This window comes from Rhizobium sp. BR 317, assembly GCF_047445835.1.
In the GTDB taxonomy this organism is placed as follows: Bacteria; Pseudomonadota; Alphaproteobacteria; order Rhizobiales; family Rhizobiaceae; genus Rhizobium; species Rhizobium paranaense.
Window position 1 is genome coordinate 1 of the sequence record NZ_JARWLB010000054.1, and the last position, 4,365, is coordinate 4,365.

The window sequence follows — 4,365 nt, forward strand, 5'->3', positions numbered from 1 at the left end:
CTTTATTCCACCGGCGACCAGAACATCACCGTTGGCAAGAACACCAACCTGACAGCGGCCGGACTGATCTCAACCGATGGCCAGGTCAACCTCGACACCGGCACCTTGACCTGGTCCGACTTCGTCGGTTCGCAAAAATACCAGGGCTATCAGGTCAATGCCGATATCGACCTCTATGGCGGCAAGGACGCCAACGGCATAACGCAAAACAACTCCAGCGCCGAGGGCAAATACCAACTCGACGACGTCGAGCAGTCGGTCAAGGCGACGATCAGCGGCAGCGGTGGCTCTGGCAATATCACCATCCGCAACCCGGACCAGCAGGCTGCCCTCGAGCAGAGCGGGCAGACGGGCACTCCCGCTCAGATCAACACCGATCCCACCCAGCTAAACGTCGTCACCAAGGACAAGCATATCGATCTCGAGCCGTATGTCTCGGTTCAGAGTGTCACTGCCGCTCTTAATGCAGGCAAGACGATTGCTGAAGTGCTTGGTGACATGATCGATAAACTGGTGGAAGCTGGTAAGCTTTCACCACAGGATGCCGAAGCTGCCAAGAAACTTGAACAATACGCCAATGATCCAAATGTCCAGAAGCAAAAGGCGGAGTGTGCTCAACGGCCCAGCGGGACTGTTTGCAACATCGTAGTCACGGAGACCACCTATAGCTCAAGTGAATCCGGCAACGCCATCACTATCCCAATAACTTCCGATACCGCGGGTTGGTTGATAAAAGGTGCTGTCGGACCAATCTTGGCTGGAGCTACTGCCGGTCTATTAGCATACGCCTGGAACACGAACTCGGGCGAGCAGTTTATCGACAAGACCATATCGGTTGGTGATGGCCTACAAGCTCGGATCAGCGGCAACAAAGATAATGGTTTCTTAACCCTCGACATCGTGCTTCCCGATCAATCGGTGTCGTCCATCACACTCGGCGTCACCGGCACTTACGGGCAGTTCAACGTCGAATCCGCATTCGGCCCCGATGGGCAGCCGCTGCCGGCCGCAACCCTCAGCGACTTCATTAGTCTGGTCAACAAGGCCGGCAATGGCATGCAAGTGGTCTATAATCAGAAGAGTGGGTCGGGCAGTGGCACGAGCGCTACCGGAGGTTCTGGTGCGACCGCTGGCACGCCGGACCCGGATGATGATGGGAGCAATGGCTCCGGTGGGACTTCGGCGTCGAAAGTGCCGACTCAGTCGTCGGAGGTCCGCTCGATAGTGCGTGAGAGTGCAACACAAGTTGAGAAAAATGGCTTTAACGTAAATTCAGAAGCTGAACTGGAGTCTCTTTTTGATAAGATTAGCGCAGCAGGTGAGGAGACATCTGCCCAGGGCTATGACGGCATCATGAAGAAGCTTGCAGATGGGACGAGAATTGGCCTTCGAAACGAATCACAAACCGGCGGTAAAACGATAGATGTGTTTCCCAAAGGAGGCGGTTCTGGGTATAAAATTCACATAGGTCCTACATGATTGAAACATCTCAGCATGCCTATGAGACAATTAGATATATCTATCGCGAAGGCGATATCGATCTAATATTCTTTGGTCAAATATTGGGGATGGTCAGTAACGATCCAGACGACGCCCCATTGAATAAAGCGCCCGAACAGCGGATAGCTGACGCGATTTCGCTCGTAGAATTCTTGGTATCGACAGGCGACTTCTATGTTGGTCGCACGTCAAAAGGATCAAATGGAAAGTACGCAGATATTCCTTTCGCGGGCATCAGTGAATTTAAGGAAATGGTTGGCAATATCTTTCTAAATGAAGGTCTCGATGGGGACAATTTAATTACATGTTCCTGGATAAGGAAATTGACTATCGGCAGTAAACCGCCAGCGATACCAAATAGAGTTGTAGAGCTGTTTAGTTAGGATAGTGCGCGAAACGGCACTCTAGGCAGCTACCCTGTGCAAGCGGCTCCGCGCCCCTTCAGTTCCATAATTCATATTACGCCACAAATGTTATAACATTACATTTCTCTTGCGTGTACCCGCTCCTCAAAGAACTCCGTCGCCGATAGAATCCCCCCCAACCGCGGCGAGAATGATCCATCGACAGGCTTGCGAACAGGCGGACGCCTGGCCAATCTTCAAGGATCTGGCCCGACTGCTAGCGCCATGCGTCGCGCCGAGTTTAACCCAAGCTGCGGTAAGGTGGCTTTTACAGTGTTCAGCGAAAGCCGGGAATCATGCGACTTGCGGATGAATGAGCGCGTCCCGCCTATCCGCGCAATAACCGAGGTCGCTCCATTTGCGGTCATCCTCGCTAACCGGCGCCCTGCAATTTACCGACTTAATTTCCAATTCATTTGCGATTGTACATTAATGACGACACAACCGTTACGTTGGCGCACATGTTTATCCAATGCTTGAATGACAAGTACAATCAGCCGGCGAGATATCTGCTGCGGACCAGTCTGCTGAGTGTCACCTTGGGGCTTGCCGCGTGCTCGCCGCAGCCGAAAAGTGAAACGATCGAAAAGCTGAAAAACAGTGAGCTGCACCAACTTGGCAGCTCGTGCCAAGGCCCATATTTCGATATTCGCGACGGCCAACTTCTCACTCGTGCAAGGGTCTAAGACGGATTTGGTGCAGCGCAATACTCAACTATCCGATTTGGGCTCGCATCGCGTCGTAATGACCGCTCCTTACGGGAACATCAATGTAGTGACGACATTTACGATTAACGAGACAAATACCGTGGCGAGGATCGAGTCTGTTATGTGGACACCGGATCTAACGAAGGATCAGTGGGCAAAAGCTAAAATAACCCGCGACGCGCTGTTAGCGGTGACGAAGGAGTTGGAAGGCACCCCGCCAATGGTTTTATGTCCGCGGTCGCCGTCTTAGCCACCAAGCATCCTTCACCATTTACGCTAAAAACGCCGACGCTCAGAGCACCGCTCGACAAGATTCCACTCTTGCGCTAGTTCTAATGTTTTCGGAACGAAAAAGGAACAGCCATACTTACCATGCCGAAGAAGCTCGCTCCCTACTCAGACCGTGATCTCGATTGCCAGGCGGCGCTCGAGTTCACCTTCAATCAGGTCTTAAACCTGGCCGAGCAATATGGCTGGACCCGCACGGAGGCTGCCGCAGCATTACAGGAGCTCGCCTTCGCAAGACTGGCCGCTGAGGAAGAGAACAGACTTGCGCCGCTAACCACCGCTCCAGGCAGCGTTGTCCGACATTGAGAACCAGATCCACGCTCTTGCTAGAGAGAAGGCCGATATCGAGCTGGATCTTAATAAGATCTATCCGGCTCCCGCCGAGCCGAGATTGTTCTGCCAACGCCATATCGATACATCTCGGCCAAATTTCCACACTGCATATGCCGTGAACAATTTGACAACCAGCAAGTTCACCGCCGCTAAAGAAAAGGCGATCGGGCCGTTTGGCAAAAGCCTCAGATAGTCACCAAGCATATCCCAACCCCAAGCCAGGAGGTCCAGCGGATAGATCGCCGAATAAGTTCGCCACCATTGAGCTGACCCGACGGGTAGTCGGAACGCAAACAAACAAACTGCAATGCATTCCGGAAACGACATAATCCACTGAAACACCAAACCAGGCTTAAACGGAAAAGGTCCTACGTATACCGCATAAATATTAATCTGTAGGATCACGACTAGGACCGCCAGTACAATCCAGCCAAGTCGAGCTGTCCGATGGCGGAGCGTGATGGTCGCGTCATGAGTACGGTGCCTTTTTTGTTGGAATCGGTTGGCGCGGGAAGCGCAATCATTTGTAGTGTCGCAAAAAGATCATGCAACTCGATTGCCAAAGTGGGTAAAATTTTAGTTTTTTGGGAATCTCGCCCGCAAAACCTGCGGTCTTAGCTGCTGATGCCGCTCGCGTTTGCGTGAAAAACAGGCTCACATACACGTCCGCCATGGAACTAAAACCGTCCAAACGACGCGCACGCCGCATCCACGGTATCCACGGTTCTTCGCCGACCTACCTCAACCCGGGACGGACGAGCTCGTTGACCTTTCGTCGGAGGCTGACGAACGCATCGCCTATATCTCCACTGCCGAAGGCCGTCGGCTGATTGAGGATATCCTGCTGCTCTCGCCGCGTGTCAGAAGCCGAATTGCTTCGTTGGTCGGCATCCTGTCTGAGGAGTCTTTGACGTCTGGCGTCGAGATTCAAGGACAAGGTTTCGTGCGTCCTTGACGGGTGGCAGCGCAACGATCGGCAACGGCCCAACGGTCAATGGCAACAGCCTGACGGCCGCCGGCAGTGCCTCGATCAATGGCAGCAGCCTGACGACCGGCGGCGCTGCGATCAGTCCGAACAGCCTGATGGGCAAACTGACCGCTGCCATCGGCAGCAGCGGCAACCTTGCCCAGAT

Annotated in this window: 3 protein-coding genes and 1 pseudogene; all 4 read left to right on the forward strand. The window is 53.4% G+C overall.

Annotation, left to right across the window (positions count from 1 at the left end):
* Positions 1-1,479: pseudogene (locus QD357_RS31235) on the forward strand (hypothetical protein); the annotation flags it as partial.
* The gene (locus QD357_RS31240) at positions 1,476-1,883 is read left to right on the forward strand and encodes a hypothetical protein (RefSeq protein ID WP_414125853.1); all 408 of its coding nucleotides are present in this window, start codon (positions 1,476-1,478) and stop codon (positions 1,881-1,883) included. The pseudogene QD357_RS31235 and the gene QD357_RS31240, both read left to right, overlap by 4 nt.
* Positions 1,884-2,983: 1,100 nt before the next feature.
* A complete protein-coding gene (locus QD357_RS31245; protein ID WP_414125854.1) occupies positions 2,984-3,205 on the forward strand; it encodes a hypothetical protein in 222 nt (73 codons plus the stop codon).
* A 978-nt stretch (positions 3,206-4,183) separates the two neighbouring features.
* Positions 4,184-4,365 (forward strand): hypothetical protein (locus QD357_RS31250; protein ID WP_414125855.1); only part of this gene is annotated, 182 nt, incomplete at its 3' end.

Bases quoted from the DNA above. Each gene is read 5' to 3' on its own strand.
- QD357_RS31240 (WP_414125853.1), top strand. From the start codon at position 1,476: ATGATTGAAACATCTCAGCATGCCTATGAGACAATTAGATATATCTAT.
- QD357_RS31245 (WP_414125854.1), top strand. From the start codon at position 2,984: ATGCCGAAGAAGCTCGCTCCCTACTCAGACCGTGATCTCGATTGCCAG.